This window comes from Pseudomonas sp. DF5 (assembly GCF_058148225.1).
The window spans coordinates 1-22,498 of record NZ_JBYVYM010000022.1 but is presented as its reverse complement, the minus strand read 5'-3'; the positions used below and the strand labels follow the sequence as shown (position 1 = coordinate 22,498).

The following is a 22,498-nucleotide window of genomic DNA, read 5'->3' as shown; positions in this document are numbered from 1 at the left end:
CCATGCTGAAAAAAATCGCCCTCGTCGCCGGCTCCGTTCTGTTTGCCGCCAACCTGATGGCCGCCACGCCGGCCAAGGCACCGCACGTGCTGCTGGAGACCACCAACGGCCAGATCGAAATCGAACTGGACCCGGTCAAGGCGCCGATCAGTACCAAGAACTTCCTTGAGTACGTCGACAGTGGCTTCTACAACAACACGATCTTTCACCGTGTGATTCCAGGGTTCATGGTCCAGGGCGGTGGTTTCACTCAACAAATGCAACAGAAGGAAACCAAGGCGCCGATCAAGAACGAATCGAAAAACGGTTTGCATAACGTGCGTGGCACACTGTCCATGGCCCGTACTTCCGTGCCGGATTCGGCCACCAGCCAGTTCTTCATCAACGTCAAGGACAACGATTTCCTGGACCAGGGCGACGGCTATGCCGTGTTCGGTAAAGTCGTAAAAGGCATGGACGTCGTCGATGTCATCGTCAACTCGCAGACCACCACCAAAAACGGAATGAAAGACGTGCCGGCCGATCCTGTGTTCATCAAGTCGGCCAAGCGCATCGACTGAGAGTAAGCTGGACAGGGAGTTTTGAGCGGCCGCCGGTTCTTTCGGCGCCGCTCATATCGTTTAAAGGAGAGCCCGTACGCGGGCGGAGAACCGATGCTTTATCGCCGTTTCGAAAAACTGATCGACATTTTCCGCGACGCCCCGACGGCGGCTCCACCGAGCCGGGTTCTCTCTTTCTATACCTACTACCTCAAGCAGGTCTGGCCAATCTTCGCCGTTTTGTTGGTCGTCGGCCTGTTCGGCGCGCTGATCGAAGTGGCGCTGTTCAGCTACCTGAGTCGCATCATCGACCTGACCCAGAGCACATCCAACGTCGACTTCTTCAAGGTCCACGGCGTGGAATTGGCCTGGATGGCGGCGGTGGCGCTCATCCTGCGCCCCTTGTTCCTCGCCCTGCATGACATGCTGGTGCACCAGACCTTGAGTCCCGGCATGACCAGCCTGATCCGCTGGCAGAACCACAGTTACGTGCTCAAACAGAGCCTGAATTTCTTCCAGAACGACTTCGCCGGGCGCATCGCCCAACGCATCATGCAAACCGGCAACTCCCTGCGCGATTCTGCCGTACAAGCGGTGGATGCGCTGTGGCACGTGCTGATCTACGCGATCAGCTCGCTGGTGCTGTTCGCCGAAGCCGACTGGCGCTTGATGATCCCGCTGCTGATCTGGATCGCCGCCTACATCGGCGCGCTCTACTACTTCGTGCCGCGGGTGAAAGAGCGTTCGGTGGTGTCCTCAGATGCACGCTCCAAACTCATGGGGCGGATCGTCGACGGCTACACCAACATCACTACCCTCAAGCTGTTCGCCCACACCAACTTCGAACAGCAGTACGCCCGCGAAGCCATCGCGGAACAGACCGAAAAAGCCCAACTGGCCGGCCGTGTGGTCACCAGCATGGACGTGGTCATCACCAGCATGAACGGCCTCTTGATCGTCGGCACCACCGGGCTGGCCCTGTGGCTGTGGACGCAGTCGCTGATCAGCGTGGGCGCGATTGCCTTGGCCACCGGGCTGGTGATCCGCATCGTCAACATGTCCGGCTGGATCATGTGGGTGGTCAACGGCATTTTCGAAAACATCGGCATGGTCCAGGACGGTTTGCAGACCATCGCCCAACCGGTCAGCGTCACCGACCGCGAACAGGCAAAACCCTTGGCGGTGGCCCGTGGCGAGGTGCGTTTCGAACACGTCGATTTCCACTACGGCAAGAAGAGCGGGATCATCGGCGGCCTCAACCTGACCATTAAGCCCGGCGAAAAAATCGGCCTGATCGGCCCCTCCGGCGCCGGCAAATCGACGTTGGTCAACCTGCTGCTGCGCCTGTATGACGTGCAGGGCGGGCGGATCCTCATCGACGGCCAGAACATCGCCGAAGTCGGGCAAGAAAGCCTGCGCGAACGCATCGGCATGATCACCCAGGACACCTCACTGCTGCACCGCTCGATCCGCGACAATTTGCTCTACGGCAAACCCGACGCCACCGACGCCGAACTCTGGGAAGCGGCGCACAAGGCCCGTGCCGACGAGTTCATCCCGCTGCTGTCGGACTCCGAAGGCCGCACCGGTTTCGATGCACACGTCGGTGAGCGCGGGGTGAAACTCTCGGGTGGCCAGCGTCAGCGGATTGCGATTGCGCGGGTACTGCTCAAGGATGCGCCGATCCTGATCATGGACGAAGCCACCTCGGCGCTGGACTCGGAAGTCGAAGCAGCGATCCAGGAAAGCCTCGAAACCCTGATGCAGGGCAAAACCGTGATCGCCATCGCTCACCGTCTCTCGACCATTGCCCGGATGGACCGGTTGGTGGTGCTGGAAAACGGCAAGATCGCCGAAACCGGCAGCCACGCCGAACTGCTGGCCCATGGCGGTTTGTATGCACGGTTATGGCAACACCAGACCGGCGGGTTTGTCGGGATCGATTGAGCCGCGATCTTGGCGCCATCAGCCACACAGAAGAACACCAGAAACCGCCAGAGCCCGCTAACCACGGGCTCTGGCGGTTTTTTTATGGTCACTGGAGTTCCGTAAAAATCCTGCTGTACTCAGCCAAGGTACTGGAGGTTCCGAAGTCCATCTGCTGGATGCACAACGACAGTGTTATCTCGATAGGGAAACTCGCTATGTCTTTGTTCAAACGTTCGGCTACAGAATTGGTAGGTACGTTCTGGCTGGTATTGGGGGGATGCGGCAGTGCGGTTCTGGCGGCAGCGTTTCCAAACGTGGGGATCGGTTTGCTGGGGGTATCCCTGGCATTCGGCCTGACGGTACTGACGATGGCCTTTGCCATCGGCCACATCTCGGGTTGTCATCTCAACCCTGCGGTTTCGGTCGGGCTGGTCGTCGGTGGACGCTTCCCCGCCAAAGAACTGCCCGCCTACATCATCGCCCAGGTGGTTGGCGGGGTCATCGCCGCGGCCCTGCTGTACTTCATCGCCAATGGCAAACCCGGCTTCGAACTGGCCAGTGGCCTGGCGTCCAATGGCTACGGCGAACACTCGCCAGGCGGCTACTCGATGGCGGCGGGGTTTGTCAGTGAACTGGTGATGACCGCCATGTTCATCCTGATCATTCTCGGCGCCACCGATAAACGCGCCCCGGCCGGGCTGGCGCCCATCGCCATCGGCCTGGCGCTGACCCTGATCCATCTGATCTCGATTCCGGTCACTAACACCTCGGTCAACCCGGCCCGCAGTACGGGCCCGGCGCTGATTGTCGGGGGTTGGGCGATTCAACAACTGTGGCTGTTCTGGCTGGCGCCGATTCTAGGGGCGGTCATCGGTGGTGTGATGTATCGCTGGCTGGGCAAAGAAGACAGCTAATCTGCGCGACTGAGCCTGCAATCAACGGCGAAGGTCAGCCTTGTCGGTAAGGCAAGGCGGTCTTCGCCTCTTCTGCATACCCCAGCACCCCAATACGTTCGCGTTCCAGGAAATCTTTCACCGCCGACTTCAAGCCCGGATGGCGCAGGTAATGCCAGGAATGGGTGATCACCGGTTCAAAGCCACGAATCAGTTTGTGCTCGCCCTGAGCGCCGGCGTCGAAACGCTGAAAGCCGTTGGCAATGGCGTAATCCATACCCTGATAGAAACAGGTCTCGAAGTGCAGGCGATCGAACTCCGCCAGGCAACCCCAGTAACGACCATAAAAGCTGTCACCGCCGACCAGGCTGAAGGCCATGGCCACTGGCCGTGAACCTTGTTTGGCCAGCACTACGCGAATCGCCTCCGGCATGCGCTCGGCCAACAGACTGAAAAAGTCCCGCGTCAGGTAAGGCGTCTGCCGACGCACCGCGTAGGTATTGGCGTAGCAGGCGTACACGAAGTCCCACTGCGCCTGGGTCAGCTGCCGGCCTTCCAGCCATTCGAAGTCGATGCCCTGCCCCGCCACTTGCTCACGCTCCTTGCGCATTTGCTTGCGCTTACGCGAACTGAGGGCGTCGAGAAAGTCCTGAAAATCCCGGTAACCACGATTCTGCCAGTGGTACTGACAGCCAATGCGCTGCAACCAGCCTGGCTGTTCGGCCAATGCAGCGTCGGTGAACGGATCGGTGAAATTGATGTGGGCGCTGGAAAGTTTTTCGATCTCCAGATAACCCGGCAGGCTCTGCAAGAGTTCGAAACCGTCCTCGATCGTCGCCGCCAGCAATCTCGGCCCGCTGACCGGACTGAACGGCACCGCCGTCAACAGTTTGGGGTAGTAGTCGATGCCCGCACGCTCACAGGCATCGGCCCAGGCATGGTCGAACACGTATTCGCCGTAGGAATGCCATTTGCGGTAACTGGGCAGCGCGGCGATCAGGCGATCGCCTTCGACATGCAGCAAATGCTCGGGCTGCCAGCCGGAGTGCGGGCCGAGGCTGGCGCTGTCTTCCAGTGAGCCGAGGAACGCATGGCGCAGAAACGGCTGATTCTCCGGCACGAGGGCATCCCAGGTACGGGATGCGATTTGCGACAGTGAGTGCAGACGTTGCAGCGGCATTTTCCTCTCCACATCTTGGCGTGACAGCCCCGCGAGTATCGCCGATCGCAGGGCAATCCACACGCGTCAATCCGATACAAGGCTCTGAATCAGGCATTTCGGAAACCTTTGTATCGTCATCGACCTGCCATCACTTCGCCACTGACCTGTCATAAACCATCGCGATACTGGCGCCTGTTTTTAGAGCGTCGGGTTCTACCCGACCACTGCTTTCCGACCTTCAACCGTCGGTTGTGTCCAGGATGGTTCAGCCATCCCTCTCATCTTCGGAGATTGCTATGCGTCTTGCTTCCACGAAAACTGCGGCGGCCATGTGCGGCGGCCTGTTGCTGGCCATGAGTGTTCCGGCCAGCGCCGCAGTCGACGCCAAACTGCTCGACATGCTCAAGGCTAACGGTTCTATTTCCCAGGCGCAGTACGTTGAACTGCAAGCCGAACTGGCCAAGGATCAGAAGGCTCAGCAAATCGCGCAGCAGGCGCAGCAAGAGACCAACGAACAAGTTGCGGTCGCCGCGAAGAAAGCCAACGAGTTGAGCGCCTTCGACCAGAAACTGGCCTGGGCCGCCAAGACCCAGTTCAAGGGCGACGTTCGCGTACGCCAGGAAACGGTCAAGATCGACGGCGAACCCAACAACGGTGGCCGCGACAAGGATCGTCAACGCATCCGCGCTCGCCTGGGTGCCTACAGCGAAATCAACCCGCAAGTGGACACCGGCATCCGCATTGCCACCGGCGGCGGTGACGATGCTCGCTCGACCAACCAGGACATGGACAACTACTTCGACAAGAAGCAGATCTGGCTGGATCTTGGCTACATCGACTACCACCCGGACGCCATCAAAAACCTGCATGTGATCGGCGGCAAGATGCTGCAACCGTGGGTCAGCATGGGTGATGTGATCTGGGACAGCGACATCAACCCGGAAGGTCTGGCAGTGACCTACAAATACCCGCTGGGCAGCAGTGCCGAACTGTTCGGTAGCCTGGGCAACTACAACCTCAAGGACAACGTCGACGGCGAAGGCGTGCAATTTCGTCACGACCTGCGTCTGACCGCCGGCCAGTTGGGCAGCCGTTTCGCCATCACCGACAACCTGAAACTGACCGTCGGCGGCAGCGTCTATGCCTACCAGAACGACGAAGACAGCCGTTGCACCGGCACCTCCACGCCGTGCGCCCTGGCCGTCAACGGCAACTCGGCCAACAACGAGTTCCGCCTGTACGAAGGTTTCAGCCAGGTCGATATCGGCGGCTTGCCGATGCCGCTGTCGTTCTACGGTCAATATGTGAAGAACAACGATGCGGTGACCGATCAGGACACTGCCTGGCTGGTGGGTGCCAAGTCGAAAGTCTTCGGCTTCAACCTCGACTACAACTACCGCGACGTGCAGCGTAACGCCGTGGTCGGCGCCTTCACCGACTCGGACTTCGCCAACGGCACCACCGGTTCTCGCGGTCACAAGTTCAAAGTCGGTTACGACATCGACAAGAACTTCGCCCTCGGTGCCACTTACTTCCTGACCAAAGCCGACTTCTCCAGCCGTACCCAGCGTGATGCCGACACCAACACGCTGCAACTGGACGCGGAAGCGAAGTTCTAAGCAATCAGGCAGCACACTTCAAACGATGCGGTTTACATCCGGTCGTATCGTTTGAAGAGGTTCAACAGTCTGGCGCGGGGCAACGATCCCCATCATCCGTTCGTTTCACCCGCGCCGGCCTGTGTTTTTCTTCAGGAACGATCTTTACGCCGCTGAGCCGCCAGCCGCTCGGCCAGCGCCTCCACATCCTCGACCGGCTTCTGCGGCATCACCCGCAAGGTCGCCTGCATCAACCGCATCTGCCGAATGAACCGCCGGCAATTGGGGCAAAACATCAAGTGATGCCGCATCAGCAGTCGCTCGCGAAAACTCAACTGACCATCGAGATAATCGCTGGAGCGCGCCACTTGTTCCTTACAGGTCAGCATTCGCCGGTTTCCTCAAAATGCTCCACGGTCGCAAAGACCTTCAACCGTGCCCGATGCAGCAGCACACGAACATTGGAGAGTGAGATTTCCAGAAGATTACAGATCTCTTCCAACTCCAGCCCCTGACGCTCGCGCAACAGCAACACACTGCTTTGCAGTTCTGACAGGCTGAGCAACGTGTGTTCCAGGCATTCGCGCAGCTCGTTTTCGGTCAATAGGGCCTCTGGCGTGTCCTGATGCCAGGCGAACGGCGCCACCAGCCAATGACCATCGCTCGATGAAAAACGATCATCATCGATCGTGCCATGGGGCGACGGCAGGTCATCGAGCAACACTTCCCGACGGTTTTGCTTGTAGCGGCTCTTGGCCGAATTGGCGGTGATGGTCAGCAGCCAGGTCTTGAGGCTCGAACGCCCCTCGAACCCGCCGAGATTGCGCACCACTGACAGCCATGCGTCCTGCACCGCTTCGTCGGCATGCCGGTTGCCGACAATCGCATAAGCCACTGCACGCATGGCGCTGTGGTAAGTGCTGACCAGTTCCTTGAAAGCCTTCTGCTCGCCCGCCAGCAGGCGTTCGAGCAACAGGGTGTCGTCAGCAGCAGCCATGCAAACCTCGTTTCAGAACCACCGATATTGTGGCAACTCAGCGCTTGCGCAGAATCACGCTGCCAATCGAATAGCCGGCGCCAAACGAGCTGAGCACAGCCAGCGAACCGCTGACCAGATCGTCCTGGTTCTTGTGGAACGAAATCACCGAACCGGCGGAGCTGGTGTTGGCGTAGGTGTCGAGAATCACCGGGGCTTCTGCTTCGGTGGCATCACGACCCAGCAGTTTCTTGACGATCAGGTGGTTCATGCTGAGGTTGGCCTGGTGCAGCCAGAAACGCTTCACGTCGCTGACGTTGAGCTGGTTTTCTTCCAGGTGTTTGGCGATCAGCTCGGCGACCATCGGGCAGACATCGCGGAACACCTTGCGGCCTTCCTGGACGAACAGCTTGTCGGGGGCATCGATGCCCTCTTCCGCGGCGCGGTTGAGGAAGCCGAAGTTGTTGCGGATGTTGTTGGAGAACTTGGTCAGCAGTTTGGTGCTGACCACGTCGAACTGGTACTTGGAGGTCGCCAGATCGGCGCGCTCGATGATCACCGCGGTGGCGGCGTCGCCGAAGATGAAGTGGCTGTCGCGGTCGCGGAAATTCAGGTGACCGGTGCACACTTCCGGGTTGACCATCAGGATCGCCCGGGCCTGGCCCAGCTGCACGCTGTTGGCTGCGGCCTGGATGCCGAAGGTCGCCGAGGAACACGCCACGTTCATGTCGAAACCGAAACCCTGGATACCCAGCGCTTCCTGAACTTCGATGGCGATGGCCGGGTAGGCGCGTTGCAGGTTGGAACAGGCGACGATTACACCGTCGATGTCTGCGGCGGTCTTGCCGGCACGCTGCAAGGCTTGCTCGGCCGCCCCGATAGCCATCTGGCACAGCACCGACCACTCGTCATTCGAGCGCTCGGGCAAGCGTGGTGCCATGCGTTGCGGGTCGAGGATGCCTTCCTTGTCCATGACAAAGCGGCTTTTGATGCCGGAGGCTTTTTCGATGAACGCTGCGCTGGACTCGGTCAATGCCTGAATTTCGCCGCGCGCAATGGCTTCGGCATTGTCGGCGTTGAACTGCGCGACGTAAGCGTTGAAAGACTGCACCAGCTCTTCGTTGGAGATGCTGTTGGCCGGGGTGTACAGGCCGGTGCCGCTGATGACGACGTTATGCATGGTCGTTTCTCTAATCTGTTCAGGCAGAAAGCGCTGGCACCGACGTACCAACACACAAAGGGTCTATTCCAGGTTCCGAACGCAAACCTGGCATCGCTTTATTCCGATCCGCCCGGTCCCGTGGAGGCTGAAAAACGCGGGGCTGGCGTTTATAGGCCCGAAGTTTGCCATAACCGCTGGCTTTTGGCCCCTTTTGCTCAAGCGACGATCTACTTAATGTGGGAGCCACACAAGCCCGCTCCCACAGGGGTTATGCCTCGACCTGACTCCATTGCTTGCTCAAGCGCTTGTCGGAGATCGGCACCTTGGTCCCCAATTGCTGCGCGAACAGCGAAACCCGGTATTCCTCCAGCCACCAGCGATAAAGCTCCAGCTGCGGATCGCGCTTGCCTTCCTGGGCGTGTTTGTTGGCGCGGGTCTGGTATTGGGTCCAGAGGCCAGACAATTCTCCGCTCCAGACCCGGTCCTTCTGCACCTGGGCGCCGAGTTTCTCGAATCGCTGCTCGACTGCTTTCAGGTAACGCGGCAGTTCCTTGAGCCACGGCATCGGCGTTTCCCGCACGAACCCCGGGTACACCAGATGGCTGAGCTGCTGCTTGATGTCGTTCAAGGCCACGGCTTGCGCCAGGTCGATCTTGCCCTTGAAGCGTTTTTGCAGGCCGTGCCAGTGCTTGAGAATCTCCAGGGTCAGCCTGGCCAGACGCTCGGCGTGCTCGGTCCAGGCACCGCGTTTACGTTCGGCCAGGGACGCCAGTGCGGCGCCATCGCGTGGCAACGGGTCTTCGCCGTCGAGGATGCAACTGTCGAGACTGGCCAGCAGAATGTCTTCCACCAGGCTGTCGATGCGCCCCAGCTCGCGATACATCAAGCCCAGTTCGGTCAGCCCCGGCAACTTGCCGCGCAGGAATTTCGCCGGTTCGGCCAATTGCTGCATCAGCAGACGCTGCAAGGCCCGGCGATGCTGGAACTCAGCCTCGGCCGGGGTCGAGAAACGTCCTTCCTTAACCGTCCCGGCCTCTTCCACCAGCGCCGGATACACCGTCATCGACAGCCCGGCAATCTTCTGTTGGGTTTTCTCGGCGACGGCGGCAAAGACTTTCGCCTCCACCGGCTGCTGACTCTTCGCGGTTTGCGGCACGGCCAAGGCGGCTTGACTGGCCTCGGCAAAGCGTGCGGTCAACTCCGCCAGATCACGCCCTTCGCCAAGGAACTTGCCCTGGCCGTCGACGATTTCCAGGTTCATCCGCAAATGGCTTTCGACCTGCTGCGACGCTTCGGCCCAGGCCTCATCGCTGACCCGTGCGCCGGTCATGCGCAGCAGTTCGCGGCCCAGCGCCAGAGGCAATGAGCCCTCGCCAAAAGTCATTCGCTGCATCGCGGCTTTGACGAAGTCCGGCACCGGCACGAAATTCTTGCGCAGGGCCTTGGGCAGGTTGCGCACCAACGCAATGCACTTGGCCTCGATCACGCCCGGCACCAGCCATTCCAGACGTTCCGGCGGCAGCATCGGCAACAACGGCGCCGGTACGCGCAAGGTCACGCCGTCACGTGGGTGATTGGGTTCGAAGTGATAACTGAGCGCCAGTTCCAGGTCGCCGATGTGCAGGGTGTCCGGGTAATGCGCGGCGGTGACTTCACTGGCTTCGCGAGCCAGTACATCTTCTTCGCGCATGATCAACAACTGCGGGTCTTTCTGGCTGTTGATCCGATACCAACTGTCAAAGGTCGCGGTCTGGTGGATCTCCGCCGGCAGGCGCGCATCGTAGAAGGCGAACAGGGTTTCTTCGTCGGCCAGAATGTCCCGGCGACGCGCCTTGGCTTCCAGTTCGTCGAGCTGTTCCAGCAGTTGCTTGTTGGCCGTCAGGCACTTGGCTTTGGATTGAATCTCGCCACGCACCAAGGCTTCGCGAATAAACAACTCGCGGGACACCACCGGGTCGACCGGGCCGTAATGCACCGGCCGGCGTCCGACTACGATCAGCCCGAACAGGGTGATTTGCTCGAAGGCCACGACCTGCCCACGCCTCTTCTCCCAATGGGGTTCGAAGTGGTTTTTCTTGATCAGGTGCCCGGCCAGCGGCTCGATCCAGTCGGCGTCGATCTTGGCGACCATCCGCGCGTAAAGCTTGGTGGTTTCCACCAGTTCGGCGGTCATCAGCCATTGCGGGCGTTTCTTGCCCAGTCCCGACGACGGGTGAATCCAGAAGCGTCGCTGACGGGCACCGAGGTAATCGCCGTCTTCGGTTTTCTGGCCGATCTGGCTGAGCAAACCCGACAGCACGGCTTTGTGCAGCTTCGGGTAATCCGCCGGCTCTTTGTTGAGGCTCAGCTGCATGTCGCGGCAGATCAGGCTCAACTGGCGATGGGAGTCGCGCCACTCACGCAGACGCAGGTAATTGAGGAAATTCTTGCGGCACCAGTTACGCAGCGGACTGGCCGTCAGGGCTTGGCGTTGCTCTTCAAAACCTCGCCACAGATTGACCAGCCCGGCGAAGTCCGAGTCTACGTCTTTCCACTGGGCGTGGGCCTGATCGGCGGCTTGCTGACGCTCCGGCGGACGCTCGCGCGGGTCCTGGATCGACATGGCGCTGGCGACAATCAGCACTTCCTGCAAGCTGCCGAGTTTGGCCGCTTCCAGCAGCATGCGGCCCATGCGCGGGTCCACCGGCAGCCGCGCCAGTTGCCGGCCGAGCGGAGTCAGCTGGCTGTTGCGATCCACCGCCGAGAGTTCTTGCAGCAGGTTGAAACCATCGCTGATGGCCTTGCCATCCGGCGGTTCGATAAACGGGAAATCAGTGATCTCGCCGAGGCGCAGATGGAGCATCTGCAAAATCACCGCCGCGAGGTTGGTCCGCAGGATTTCCGGGTCGGTGAATTCCGGCCGACCGATGAAATCTTCTTCGCTGTACAAGCGCACGCAAATACCCGGTTCGACTCGCCCGCAGCGACCTTTGCGCTGGTTGGCACTGGCCTGGGAAATCGCTTCGATGGGCAGGCGCTGGACCTTGGCGCGGTAGCTGTAGCGACTGATGCGCGCGGTGCCGCTGTCGATCACGTAACGAATGCCCGGCACCGTCAACGAGGTTTCCGCAACGTTGGTCGCCAGCACCACTCGACGCCCCGGATGCGACTGGAAAATCCGTTGTTGCTCGGCCGGCGACAACCGCGCATATAGCGGCAGAATCTCGGTGTGTTTGAGCTGGGCCTTGCGCAGCATATCCGCAGCGTCGCGAATCTCGCGTTCACCGGGCAGGAACACCAGCACGTCGCCGGGGCTCTTGCGCTCACTGCGTTCAAACGCGGCAATTTCGTCGAGGGTGGCGAGGATCGCCTGATCCACGGTCAGGTCATCCTCGACACGGTTGCCTTCCTCGTCCTGCTCCAGGGTCAGCGGGCGATACCAGGTTTCCACCGGGAAGGTGCGGCCGGAGACTTCAACGATCGGCGCATCATCGAAGTGCTTGGAAAAACGCTCCAGGTCGATGGTCGCCGAGGTGATGATGACTTTCAGGTCCGGACGACGGGGCAGCAGGGTTTTCAGGTAACCGAGCAGGAAGTCGATGTTCAGGCTGCGTTCGTGGGCTTCATCGACGATGATCGTGTCGTAGCGTTCGAGGTAGCGGTCGTTCTGGGTTTCCGCCAGCAGGATGCCGTCGGTCATCAGTTTGATCAGGGTATTGGCATCGCTCTGATCCTCGAACCGCACCTGATAGCCGACCAGCGCGCCCAACGGCGTCGCCAGCTCTTCGGCGACCCGGCTCGCCACGCTGCGCGCAGCGATTCGGCGCGGCTGGGTGTGGCCGATCAGGCCGTGCTGGCCGCGACCGATTTCCAGGCAGATCTTCGGTAACTGGGTGGTTTTACCCGAACCGGTTTCGCCGGCAATGATCAGCACCTGATGTTTGAGCAGCGCCGCTTTGATTTCGTCGCGCTTGGCGGCGATCGGCAGGCTGTCGTCGTAACGAATCACCGGCAGGCTGGCCTTGCGCGCCAGCACCTGATCGCAGGACGCCTGCGTGCGCGTCACCCACTGGGCCAGCTTGGCCTCGTCAGGTTTCTTGCGCAGCTCAAGCAACTGCCGCCGCAGCCGGTGGCGGTCGGCGAGCATGGCGTGATCGAGGTTTTTCAGCAGTTTGTCGATGGAAGGCGATTCGTCAGTCATCAGGTACGCAAAAGTCGTCTAGTGGCGCAGGAGGCGGATTGTCGCAGATTTAAGGGACAAGCGAGATCCCCCGTAGCAGCTGTCGAGCCCCAGCGAGGCTGCGAAGCAGTCGTAAAATCATCCAGTGCGGTGTTTCAGGTGAACCGAGGTGATCGGATTGGCGACTGCTTCGCAGCCGAGCGCAGCCTCGCTGGGGCTCGACAGCTGCTACGGGGTCGTGAGAGTCCGACTACTCGTTATCCAGGCCCTTGCGCCGATACGGAAACACATCAATCACCTTCCCCGCCCGAATCGCTTCCTGCAGCCCCTTCCAGTAATCGGCGTTGTACAGCTCGCCGTGCAACTGATCGAACAACTTTCGCTGCCCGGAATCGGCAAACAGGAACGGTGGAAACTCCTCGGGGAACACGTCCAGTGGCCCGATCGAGTACCACGGCTCGGAGGCCATTTCGTCTTCCGGCGTACGCGGTTGCGGGATGTGGCGGAAGTTGGCTTCGGTCAGGAAGCAAATTTCGTCGTAGTCATAAAACACCACGCGACCATGACGGGTGACGCCAAAGTTTTTCAGCAGCATGTCGCCGGGGAAAATGTTCGCCGCCGCCAGTTGCTTGATCGCCAGGCCATAATCTTCCAACGCCTCGCGCACCTGCGCTTCGTTGGCGTGTTCCAGATAAAGGTTCAACGGCGTCATCCGGCGTTCGGTCCAGCAGTGACGGATCAGCACCGTTTCGCCTTCCACCGACACCGTGGACGGCGCCACTTCAAGCAGTTCTTCCAGGCATGCCGGCTCGAATTTGCTCAACGGGAAACGGAAGTCGGCGAACTCCTGGGTGTCGGCCATGCGCCCAACCCGGTCGACGCTTTTCACCAGCCGATACTTTTCGATCACCGTGGCGCGGTCGACGTTTTTCGACGGTGAGAAGCGGTCCTTGATGATTTTGAATACTGTGTTGAAGCCCGGCAGCGTAAACACGCTCATGACCATCCCGCGTACGCCGGGGGCCATGATGAACTGGTCGTCGGTGTTGGCCAGGTGATTGATCAGCGCCCGGTAGAACTCGGACTTGCCATGCTTGTAGAAGCCGATCGAGGTGTACAACTCGGCGATGTGTTTACCTGGCAGGATGCGTTTGAGAAAGCCGATGAACTCCGCCGGTACCGGCACATCGACCATGAAATACGAACGGGTGAAGGAGAAGATGATCGACACCTCCGCCTCGTCGGTGATCAACGCATCGATCTGGATGCCCCGGCCTTCGCGGTGCAGCAGCGGAATCACCAGTGGCCATTGATCGTCCTGGGTGAAGATGCGCCCCACCAGATAGGCGCCCTTGTTGCGGTAAAGCACCGAGGAAAACAGCTCGACACTCAGTTCCGGATCCTTGCAGACCCAGTCCGGCAGGTTCTCGCGCAGTTGCGCTTCGAGGCGGCGCAGGTCGCCGGGTAAATCGGCGTAGTCCTCGCTGAAGCGGAAGTCGGTAAAGATACTCGCGAGCATGCCGGACAACTGGCCATGGGGTTTGTAAGTGCGGGTTTGCGCGGCCCGTGCACGGCGCAAGCTTGGCCGCGTGGTGTGGATGAACATGCAGCCGTCGCTGATCAGGTCATGGCTGAACAGCCCGCAGAAAATCGAGTTGTACCAGGTCTCGGACAGTTCATCGTCGAAGCGCAGGTCGATCAGGCTGATATAGGCGCTTTTGACCAACGGCCAGCTGCTGACGTCCATCAGCACATCGGCGGCGAACGACTGATGCAGGCGCCCGACCGTTTCGCCGACTTTCTCTTCGTAGAGGTTGATCCGCGCCGCCGACGCGACTTGCGTCGCCTGCCACTGGGCTTGCTCGAAGCGGGCTCGGGCACCGTCGGTGATCTGACGGAAATGCTCGCGGTAATCGTCAAAGCCATCGAGGATCATTCGGGCGATGTCGGCGGCTGGCCATTGCTGCGGCATGGTGGAACCTCTGCGGCTGTTCTTATCGTTGGAGCCTGAGCTTAGTGGCCCTGTATTGCGCAACGCAACCATTGCCTTGCGCCACGACTGGCGCGACACTTGCGCGCCAATCAAGGAAGGAAAGTGCTGTGAACCCCGTCGATATCCTGCGTTTGTTGTCACTTGCCGCCATTTGGGGAGCGAGCTTTCTGTTCATGCGCATTATCGCCCCAGTGATTGGCACAATCCCCACTGCCTTTTTCCGTGTATCGATTGCCGCTGTCGGGCTGCTGGTGATCGTCGGGCTGCTGCGTATCAGCTGGGATTTCAAAGGCAAACTCAAGACGGTGATGCTGCTCGGGCTGATCAACTCTGGGATTCCGGCGACCCTTTATTCCGTAGCCGCCCAGGTGCTGCCGGCCGGTTACTCGGCCATTTTCAACGCCACCACGCCGTTGATGGGGGTGTTGATCGGCGGGTTGTTCTTCAGTGAAAAACTCACCGGGGCGAAGGTCTGCGGGGTGTTTCTCGGACTGTTTGGCGTCGGCATCCTCACCCGTGCAGGTCCGGTGGCGTTCGATATGCAACTGCTGATGGGCGCACTGGCGTGCCTGATGGCCACCACCTGTTATGGTTTTGCCGGCTTCCTCGCCCGCCGCTGGCTCGACCAGGCCGGCGGCCTCGACAGTCGCCTGTCGGCGCTGGGCAGCATGCTCGGCGCCACTTTGTTCTTGCTGCCGCTGTTCGGCTACAGCGTGATCAGCCAACCACCGGCGAGCTGGGGCGGCTGGAGTGTCTGGTTGTCGTTGCTGGGATTGGGTTTGGGCTGCACCGCGTTTGCCTACATCATTTATTTCCGTTTGCTCAGCTCCATCGGCCCGGTGAAGTCGATGACCGTGACCTTCATGATTCCACCGTTCGGGGTGTTGTGGGGCGCGCTGTTGCTGGATGAGCCGCTGTCGATGGCGCATCTGTATGGCGGGCTATTGATCGCGGGGGCATTGTGGCTGGTGTTGAAGCCGGTGGCGGTGAAGGTGCCCGAACTGGTGGAGCAATAACCGATAGGCAGCGGCGCATCGACACACAATGCGCCGCCAGGGCTTGCGTGCACCTCACCTCAAGGCGAAGTCAGCGTAATCAAGTAAGCGCCTGAGTTCACCGGTTTGCCGGCCGCGTCGACCAAGGCGTATTGCTGATCATAGTAACGGCCATCCTTGCTTCCCTCTGTGACCAGCTTCACGCCCACGCGGGAATGATCGAGCGCACTGACCGAGCGAACCGGCTCGACGCTGCGCACATTGACCGAGCCACCGCTTACCCTGGTCGGACAACCGTTGAACTCAAACGTCGAACTCGCCCCCACGCGGGAGCTACAACCCGACTCGACAATACTGCCGTGGAACTGGATGACGCCCTGAGCCACCGGGGTGGCAGCCAGGCATGCACCGCTCAGCGCGAAGAACAGGCTGATACCGATCGACAAACGCTTACCGTTCATGTTGATGCTCCTTAGGGTTGTAAGGACTGCATCGACAAGTCTGGCTGGGATCTTGAGTTTTTTAAGGAATGTCTGATGTTTATTTCTTGAAGCTGCCAACGTCTTGAGGCGCATCGATTGCCAATGGACCCGGCGCTGACCAGCGCATCCGCCAGCACGTGGTAGCTGACATTCACCAGATTGCCTCGGGCGATCAGGCGATATGAGCAAGCGCGCATAAAAAAACCGCTCCCAAAGAGCGGTTTTTTCATTCAATGATTGGCCTCAACCGAACAACCAATACCCCAACAACGTCAATACCACCACCGCCAGCACCGGTCGCAGCACGCGATAGGCCTTGGGGTTGCGGCGCTTCCACTGCTTGACCGCGCCGCTGAATTTGTCGCTGAAAGTCTTGCTCCAGGCATAAGCCTGGTTGATCCCGCCAACGCGCTCATCGTCAAGGTTCTGCGGCGCAGTAGCACGCCCCAGCCAGCCGCTGATCCAGCGGTTGATGCGGGTCATCAGGCGGTTGCTCAAGGGGCGTTCGATGTCGCAGAACAGGATGACGCGGGTTTGCTCGGTTTCGTTCTTGACCCAGTGCACGTAGGTTTCATCGAACATCACGTCTTCGCCATCCCGCCAGGCGTAGACCTGACCGTCGACGAAGATGCGGCAATCGTCGGAGTTCGGCGTCGACAACCCCAGGTGATAGCGCAGGGAACCGGCGAACGGGTCACGATGCGGGTTGAGGTGACTGCCACCGGGCAGCAGCGCAAACATGGCACCTTTGACATTCGGGATGCCGCTGACCAAGGCCACGGTTTTCGGGCACAAGGCTTCGGCCGACGGCAGCGGTTTGTCGTACCACTTGAGGTAAAAACGCTTCCAGCCCTTTTTGAAGAACGAACCGAAACCGGCGTCGTTGTTCTTTTCGGCGGCGCGAATATAGCCCTCGTCGAACAGGTGCATGGCTTCGTCGCGGATAACTTCCCAGTTGTCCCTGAGCACGTCGAGCTCCGGGAACTTGCTGCGGTCCAGATAGGGCTTGGACGGCACACCGGAGAACAAGTACATCAAGGCGTTATAGGGCGCGAACAGGGCCGAGTGATTGACGAACTGACGCAGGACCGGCAAACGCGCCTTGCCACGCAAATGCACATAGAGCGTGCTGCCGAGGAACAGCAGCAACACCGACGCCTTCGCGACAAAGGAAAAGCTCATCTACGACTCCTTGAGAATAGGAAACTCCGCACAACGCCATTTACCCGACGTGGCAGTCGGCCATGATAAACACTACCGGCCTCGGGAAAAACCCGCATAACTAAACATTCAGTTTTGAGGATTGTGCAACAAAGCACTTCTTAACATAGGGTTCCTGAACGAGGGCTGACCTGAATCAACCCCCGTTCGGCTTCAAAACAGCCATAAAACGTTATTGCTGATTTTCCTGTTCGGTAAACAGATCGCTGAACAGCATGCTCGACAGGTAGCGTTCGCCGGAGTCGGGCAGAATTACCACGATGGTTTTGCCCTGCATTTCCGGGGTTTCGGCCAGGCGTACGGCTACCGCCATGGCGGCGCCGCAAGAGATGCCGCTCAAAATGCCCTCTTCCTGCATCAGACGAAGGGCCATCGCCTTGGATTCGTCGTCGCTGACCAATTCCACCCGATCAACCATCGACAAATCCAGGTTCTTCGGCACAAAACCAGCGCCGATGCCCTGGATCTTGTGCGGGCTCGGTTTGATCTCTTCCCCGGCGATCGCCTGGGTAATCACCGGGGACACCATTGGTTCCACCGCCACCGAGAGAATCGGTTTGCCCTGGGTATTCTTGATATACCGCGAAACCCCGGTAATGGTTCCACCCGTTCCGACGCCCGCCACCAGCACGTCGACCGCACCGTCGGTGTCGTTCCAGATTTCCGGACCGGTGGTTTTTTCGTGGATGGCCGGGTTGGCCGGGTTTTCGAACTGCCCCGGCATGAAGTAGGTGGACGGGTCGCTGGCGAGGATTTCGGCGGCCTTCTCGATCGCGCCTTTCATGCCTTTGGCCGGATCCGTCAACACCAGTTCGGCGCCAAGGGCCTTGAGTACCTTGCGTCGTTCGATGCTCATGGACGCGGGCATGGTCAACATCAGCCGGTAACCACGGGCGGCGGCAACAAATGCCAGGCCGATGCCGGTATTGCCCGAGGTCGGTTCGATGATAGTCATGCCGGGCTTGAGTTTACCGCTGCTTTCGGCGTCCCAGATCATGTTCGCGCCGATCCGGCACTTGACCGAATAGCCGGGGTTACGCCCTTCGATCTTGGCCAGGATGGTGACACCGCGCGGGGCGATACGGTTGATCTGCACCAGCGGCGTATTGCCGATGGAGTGGGCGTTGTCAGCATAGATACGGCTCATGGCTGGGTCCTTATACAGCGTTGAATTAGCCCACCAAGGTATGCCTGTTGCTCGTGGTCGTCCAGTCAGTCGAACGTCCGGCTGCAACAGCAGTCAACCGCTTTACACTGCCAGAGATCTGCCGCCATGAAGCGTCGATACAGTTGGCCCCTGTGGACCCTAGCCGGCCTCCTTTTATTGCTGGTTGCCCTGCACATCGCCCTGCCCTACATCGTGCGTGATTACCTGAACGAACGATTGGCGAATATGGGTGATTATCGCGGGCAGATCACCGACGTGGACCTGGCCCTGTGGCGTGGCGCCTACAAAATCAACGGATTGAAAATCGTCAAGGTCGAAGGCAAGGTCCCGGTGCCCTTCGTCAACGCACCGCTGATCGACCTCTCCGTCAGTTGGCACTCGCTCTGGTACGACCATGCCGTGGTGGGCAAGGCTCGGTTCGACAAACCCGAGGTGAACTTTGTCGACGGTGGTACCAACAAGAAAAACTCCCAGACCGGTGAGGGCACCAATTGGCGGGCTCAATTGGAGAAATTGCTGCCGATCACCCTGAACGAAGTACGGATCAACGATGGCCGGATCACCTTTCGAAACTTCAACTCGAAACCGCCAGTCAACATGAATGCAACCCAGGTCGATGCCAGCATTTACAACCTGACCAACGTGGTCGATACCAAAGGCAAACGCGACGCCCGATTCGACGGCAAAGCACTGTTACTGGGTCATGCGCCGCTGGAAACAACGGCTACCTTCGATCCGTTGAGCGACTTCCAGAACTTCGAATTTCGCCTGCGCGTCAAGGATCTGGAGCTCAAACGCATGAACGACTTCGCCTCGGCCTATGGCAAGTTCGACTTCAATGCCGGCCATGGCGACCTGGTCATCGAGGCCGAGGCCAACAAGGGTCAACTCACCGGCTACATCAAGCCATTGTTGCGGGACGTCGATGTGTTCAACTGGCAACAGGACGTGGAAAACAAGGACAAAGGGATTTTCCGCTCCATCTGGGAAGCGCTCGTCGGCGGCACCGAAAACGTGCTGAAGAACCAGGCGAAAAACCAGTTCGCCACGCGCGTCGAGCTCAGGGGCAGTGTGCACCAGCGAGATATCAGCGCATTTGAAGCGTTTTTGCAGATTTTGCGTAATGGCTTCATTGAGGCGTTCAATGCCCAGTACGAACGGCCAAAACCGGATTCGGGCTAGGACTTGCGCGTGACGGTGTAACGACCGATTTCTTCCGCTGCCCGCGCCGGGTTCCTTTGCTGCTGCAAGAAGTCCCAGCCCAGACAGGCTAACGCCAGCGACCGTGGCACAGCTTCACGACCGCTGCTGTAGCGACTGATACTGCGGGCACTGACTCCCAACGCCTCGGCCGCCTGATTCAGCGGCAACCCGGTGCGAGCACGCCAATCGATGAAAATACGGGTGTTTTCATCCGTTGCATTCTGCGCGAGCGCATCCAGGTACAGCGTGTCCGCGCCGATCTGGATATCCAGCTCGGGCCACTCCACGCTCCAGCCATCGTCACCCAAGGCTGCTTCTTCAAAAACACGCCCCACGAGTAATGGTTGCAGTCCCGGGTATAAACGCAGGTCGCGACTTAAATCGAGGTTTAACTGCTGCCCATCGATAAACGTCAGCGCCAGACGGTAATCCGGCAACACCAGCACGGCCGACAACCGTGGTCGTTTCATGGGTAACATCGTTTCCAATCCTCCAACAATTGCACCTGATGAGTCCTGACCCACTCCAGCGCTTCCTTGATAATCAGCGGCGGCGCCTGGCCCCTCATCACTTCGACGGTTTCCAGGCTGAGCATCACGTCCAGCCCGCCACCGGTCAGGTGGACATGAGGCGGCGGATGATCCTTCTCGCGCAACTGAATTCGATACGTATCGCGAAATCGGTATTTAGTAGACATGCCCCGCAAGCTATCGCCAAAATGGCGATAGCTCAATACTGGCCAGCAGCCGAGACTGAGTCAAGATGTGACGCTCCATTCAGAGACTGAATAACCCGTCTGCGTTCACAGTCGACCGACCTGCGCGTTATAGTCGAGCCTGACCATTTATTGCGCCCCGCCCTGCCTCGCTCAGGTCGGCGTTACCGTTCGAGGATTAGCAGATGAAGTTCGAAGGCACCCAGGCCTACGTCGCCACCGATGACCTGAAGCTGGCGGTCAACGCCGCAATCACCCTGGAGCGGCCACTGCTGGTCAAGGGCGAGCCAGGCACCGGCAAGACCATGCTCGCCGAGCAACTGGCCGAGTCCTTCGGCGCCAAGTTGATTACCTGGCACATCAAGTCCACCACCAAGGCGCATCAAGGCCTGTACGAGTACGACGCGGTCAGCCGCCTGCGGGATTCGCAACTGGGCGTGGACAAAGTCCATGACGTTCGCAACTACCTGAAAAAGGGCAAGCTCTGGGAGGCTTTCGAGTCCGAAGAACGGGTGATTCTGCTGATCGACGAAATCGACAAGGCCGACATCGAGTTCCCCAACGACTTGCTGCAAGAACTCGACAGGATGGAGTTCTACGTTTACGAGATCGACGAGACCATCAAGGCCAAGAAGCGCCCGATCATCATCATTACCTCCAACAACGAGAAAGAGCTGCCGGACGCCTTCCTGCGCCGCTGCTTCTTCCATTACATCGCGTTCCCCGATCGCGTGACGCTGCAAAAGATCGTCGACGTGCACTACCCGGACATCAAGAAAGACCTGGTCAGCGAAGCGCTGGATGTGTTCTTCGACGTGCGCAAGGTGCCGGGCCTGAAGAAGAAGCCCTCGACCTCCGAACTGGTGGACTGGCTGAAACTGCTGATGGCCGACAACATCGGCGAAGCGGTGCTGCGCGAACGCGATCCGACCAAGGCCATTCCGCCGCTGGCAGGCGCCCTGGTGAAGAACGAACAGGACGTGCAATTGCTTGAGCGCCTGGCGTTCATGAGTCGTCGCGGTACTCGATAAGGGCTAACGCCATGCTGCTCAACCTGTTCAACGAAATGCGCGCAGCCAAAGTGCCGGTCTCGGTGCGCGAGCTGCTGGACCTGATCAACGCGCTGAAACAGCGCGTGACCTTCGCCGACATGGACGAGTTCTATTACTTGTCGCGGGCGATTCTGGTGAAGGACGAACGGCATTTCGACAAGTTCGACCGGGCGTTCGGTGCCTACTTCAACGGTCTGGAAAAGCTCGACGATCACCTTCAGGCGTTGATCCCCGAAGACTGGCTGCGCAAGGAATTCGAACGTTCCCTGACTGACGAAGAGCGGGCCGCGATCCAGTCCCTCGGCGGCCTGGACAAGCTGATCGAAGAGTTCAAGAAACGCCTGGAAGAACAGAAAGAACGCCATGCCGGCGGCAACAAATGGATCGGCACCGGCGGCACCAGCCCGTTCGGTTCCGGCGGTTTCAACCCGGAAGGCATTCGGGTCGGCGATGCCGGTAAGCGCCAGGGCAAAGCGGTGAAAGTCTGGGATCAGCGCGAGTACAAGAACCTCGACGATTCGGTGGAACTGGGCACGCGCAACATCAAGGTCGCCCTGCGTCGCTTGCGTAAATTCGCCCGTCAGGGCGCGGCGGAAGAACTGGACATCGACGGCACCATCGACCACACCGCGCGCGATGCCGGGTTGTTGAACATCCAGATGCGTCCGGAGCGGCGCAACACCGTCAAGCTGTTGCTGCTGTTCGACATCGGTGGCTCGATGGACGCCCACGTGAAGATCTGCGAAGAGTTGTTCTCGGCCTGCAAGACCGAGTTCAAGCATCTGGAGTACTTCTACTTCCACAACTTCATTTATGAATCGGTGTGGAAGAACAACATGCGCCGCACCTCCGAGCGCACCGCCACCCAGGACTTGCTGCACAAATACGGCGCCGACTACAAAGTGATCTTCATCGGCGACGCCGCCATGGCGCCCTATGAAATCACCCAGGCCGGCGGCAGCGTCGAGCACTGGAACGAAGAAGCCGGTTATGTGTGGATGCAGCGCTTCAAGGAAAAGTACAAGAAGCTCATCTGGATCAACCCCTACCCGAAAGACACCTGGGGCTACACCTCGTCGACCAACATCGTGCGGGACTTGATCGATGATCAAATGTATCCGCTGACGTTGCGGGGGTTGGAGGAAGGGATGCGGTTTCTTTCCAAATAAAGATTGTTGTTGTCTGTGATGCCGCCTTCGCGGGCAAGCCTCGCTCCTACAGGTTTCGGTGTTCATGCGTCATGCATTGAAC

Annotated in this window: 19 protein-coding genes; 8 read left to right on the top strand and 11 right to left on the bottom strand. The window is 59.5% G+C overall.

Features of this window, described 5'->3' with window-relative positions:
- Positions 1-2 precede the first annotated feature (2 nt).
- From AC30D7_RS19855 to aqpZ, 3 genes are all read left to right on the top strand, one after another.
- Positions 3-560 carry a peptidylprolyl isomerase gene (locus tag AC30D7_RS19855; protein ID WP_105339935.1) on the top strand — a complete coding sequence of 186 codons (558 nt, stop codon included), beginning with the start codon at positions 3-5 and terminating at the stop codon, positions 558-560.
- Between the two features lie 93 nt (positions 561-653).
- Positions 654-2,486 carry an ABC transporter ATP-binding protein gene (locus AC30D7_RS19850; RefSeq protein ID WP_490135184.1) on the top strand — a complete coding sequence of 611 codons (1,833 nt, stop codon included), beginning with the start codon at positions 654-656 and terminating at the stop codon, positions 2,484-2,486.
- Positions 2,487-2,683: 197 nt separating this feature from the next.
- The gene (gene aqpZ / locus AC30D7_RS19845; RefSeq protein ID WP_490135183.1) at positions 2,684-3,382 is read left to right on the top strand and encodes an aquaporin Z; all 699 of its coding nucleotides are present in this window, start codon (positions 2,684-2,686) and stop codon (positions 3,380-3,382) included.
- A 34-nt stretch (positions 3,383-3,416) separates the two neighbouring features.
- On the opposite strand, the gene AC30D7_RS19840 is transcribed toward aqpZ, so the two are convergent.
- Complete coding sequence (locus tag AC30D7_RS19840; RefSeq protein ID WP_490135182.1) at positions 3,417-4,541, bottom strand: GNAT family N-acetyltransferase; 1,125 nt, start codon at positions 4,539-4,541, stop codon at positions 3,417-3,419.
- Between the two features lie 278 nt (positions 4,542-4,819).
- Between AC30D7_RS19840 and AC30D7_RS19835 the strand changes: the two genes are divergently transcribed.
- Positions 4,820-6,142 carry a putative porin gene (locus AC30D7_RS19835; protein ID WP_490135181.1) on the top strand — a complete coding sequence of 441 codons (1,323 nt, stop codon included), beginning with the start codon at positions 4,820-4,822 and terminating at the stop codon, positions 6,140-6,142.
- A gap of 131 nt (positions 6,143-6,273) precedes the next feature.
- Here AC30D7_RS19835 and AC30D7_RS19830 read toward each other — a convergent pair whose 3' ends face one another.
- From AC30D7_RS19830 to aceK, 5 genes are all read right to left on the bottom strand, one after another.
- Positions 6,274-6,510, bottom strand: coding sequence for an anti-sigma factor family protein (locus AC30D7_RS19830; protein ID WP_476214788.1), 237 nt, complete (start codon positions 6,508-6,510; stop codon positions 6,274-6,276).
- Positions 6,504-7,118, bottom strand: coding sequence for an RNA polymerase sigma factor (locus AC30D7_RS19825; RefSeq protein ID WP_490135180.1), 615 nt, complete (start codon positions 7,116-7,118; stop codon positions 6,504-6,506). Before AC30D7_RS19825 ends, AC30D7_RS19830 begins: the two co-directional genes overlap by 7 nt.
- Before the next feature lie 37 nt (positions 7,119-7,155).
- Positions 7,156-8,277, bottom strand: a complete 1,122-nt coding sequence (locus tag AC30D7_RS19820; protein ID WP_490135179.1) for a beta-ketoacyl-ACP synthase III — start codon at positions 8,275-8,277, stop codon at positions 7,156-7,158.
- A 250-nt stretch (positions 8,278-8,527) separates the two neighbouring features.
- The gene (gene hrpA, locus AC30D7_RS19815) at positions 8,528-12,439 is read right to left on the bottom strand and encodes an ATP-dependent RNA helicase HrpA (RefSeq protein ID WP_490135178.1); all 3,912 of its coding nucleotides are present in this window, start codon (positions 12,437-12,439) and stop codon (positions 8,528-8,530) included.
- A gap of 229 nt (positions 12,440-12,668) precedes the next feature.
- Positions 12,669-14,390 carry a bifunctional isocitrate dehydrogenase kinase/phosphatase gene (aceK, locus tag AC30D7_RS19810; RefSeq protein ID WP_490135177.1) on the bottom strand — a complete coding sequence of 574 codons (1,722 nt, stop codon included), beginning with the start codon at positions 14,388-14,390 and terminating at the stop codon, positions 12,669-12,671.
- A 128-nt stretch (positions 14,391-14,518) separates the two neighbouring features.
- Between aceK and AC30D7_RS19805 the strand changes: the two genes are divergently transcribed.
- Positions 14,519-15,427 (top strand): DMT family transporter, encoded by a 909-nt coding sequence (locus AC30D7_RS19805; RefSeq protein WP_490135176.1) that lies wholly within the window; start codon positions 14,519-14,521, stop codon positions 15,425-15,427.
- 59 nt (positions 15,428-15,486) lie between these two features.
- On the opposite strand, the gene AC30D7_RS19800 is transcribed toward AC30D7_RS19805, so the two are convergent.
- The 3 genes from AC30D7_RS19800 to cysK form a co-directional block, all read right to left on the bottom strand.
- On the bottom strand, positions 15,487-15,867 hold the full coding sequence (locus tag AC30D7_RS19800; protein WP_490135175.1) for a type 1 fimbrial protein: 381 nt from the start codon (positions 15,865-15,867) through the stop codon (positions 15,487-15,489).
- A gap of 264 nt (positions 15,868-16,131) precedes the next feature.
- Positions 16,132-17,070, bottom strand: a complete 939-nt coding sequence (locus AC30D7_RS19795; protein ID WP_019648017.1) for an aspartyl/asparaginyl beta-hydroxylase domain-containing protein — start codon at positions 17,068-17,070, stop codon at positions 16,132-16,134.
- 211 nt (positions 17,071-17,281) lie between these two features.
- Complete coding sequence (cysK, locus tag AC30D7_RS19790; protein WP_490135174.1) at positions 17,282-18,256, bottom strand: cysteine synthase A; 975 nt, start codon at positions 18,254-18,256, stop codon at positions 17,282-17,284.
- Between the two features lie 126 nt (positions 18,257-18,382).
- Between cysK and AC30D7_RS19785 the strand changes: the two genes are divergently transcribed.
- The gene (locus AC30D7_RS19785) at positions 18,383-19,459 is read left to right on the top strand and encodes a DUF748 domain-containing protein (protein ID WP_490135173.1); all 1,077 of its coding nucleotides are present in this window, start codon (positions 18,383-18,385) and stop codon (positions 19,457-19,459) included.
- Here AC30D7_RS19785 and AC30D7_RS19780 read toward each other — a convergent pair.
- Complete coding sequence (locus AC30D7_RS19780) at positions 19,456-19,959, bottom strand: DUF2442 domain-containing protein (protein WP_490135172.1); 504 nt, start codon at positions 19,957-19,959, stop codon at positions 19,456-19,458. The two genes, AC30D7_RS19785 and AC30D7_RS19780, sit on opposite strands and share 4 nt — an antisense overlap.
- The gene (locus AC30D7_RS19775) at positions 19,947-20,177 is read right to left on the bottom strand and encodes a DUF4160 domain-containing protein (RefSeq protein ID WP_490135171.1); all 231 of its coding nucleotides are present in this window, start codon (positions 20,175-20,177) and stop codon (positions 19,947-19,949) included. The genes AC30D7_RS19780 and AC30D7_RS19775 overlap by 13 nt, the downstream gene beginning before the upstream one ends.
- A 203-nt stretch (positions 20,178-20,380) precedes the next feature.
- Here AC30D7_RS19775 and AC30D7_RS19770 point away from each other — a divergent pair, with 203 nt between their 5' ends.
- Together AC30D7_RS19770 and AC30D7_RS19765 are read left to right on the top strand one after the other, a co-directional pair.
- A complete protein-coding gene (locus AC30D7_RS19770; RefSeq protein ID WP_018926745.1) occupies positions 20,381-21,226 on the top strand; it encodes an AAA family ATPase in 846 nt (281 codons plus the stop codon).
- A gap of 11 nt (positions 21,227-21,237) precedes the next feature.
- The gene (locus AC30D7_RS19765) at positions 21,238-22,416 is read left to right on the top strand and encodes a vWA domain-containing protein (protein WP_007934103.1); all 1,179 of its coding nucleotides are present in this window, start codon (positions 21,238-21,240) and stop codon (positions 22,414-22,416) included.
- Positions 22,417-22,498 lie beyond the last annotated feature (82 nt).